This window comes from Micromonospora sp. BS32, assembly GCF_059089345.1.
Genome location: NZ_JBSSHR010000139.1, coordinates 1 through 418, shown reverse-complemented (window position 1 = coordinate 418; position 418 = coordinate 1). Strand labels below are relative to the sequence as shown.

General features: G+C 75.8%; 1 protein-coding gene. It reads right to left on the bottom strand.

The window, feature by feature from the left end; translation table 11 throughout:
* On the bottom strand, window positions 1-418 hold a 418-nt coding region (locus AC5RWQ_RS30625; protein ID WP_494286069.1), incomplete at both ends, for a condensation domain-containing protein.

Here is a 418-nt window from a genome sequence, read left to right as displayed (position 1 = left end):
CTGGGAGCCGGCGACCTGCGGGCGCGGCCGGTCCGTGGGCAGGTCGAGCCGCGGCGGCTCCCCGTCCAACGCCTCGCGCCAGGCCGCGAGATGGGCCGCGTACTCCGGGCCCGCCTCGCGCTCCTCGCGCCAGCGCGCGTAGTCCCGGTAGGTGACCTCCGGCGCGGGCAGCGGGCTCGGCAGGCCCGAGGTGAACGCCTCGTACAGCGCGAACAGTTCACGCAGCAGCACCGCGAGGGACAGCCCGTCGGCGACCGCGTGGTGCACCACCAGCATCAGGACGTGCTCGGTCGACGCGTGCCGCAGCAGGCCGAACCGCACCAGCGGGCCCAGCTCCAGGTCGAACGGCTCGGTGTCCAGCGCGCCGATCCACGCCTCCTCACCGCTCCGGTCGCCCCCGGAGTCGGCCTCGACCAGC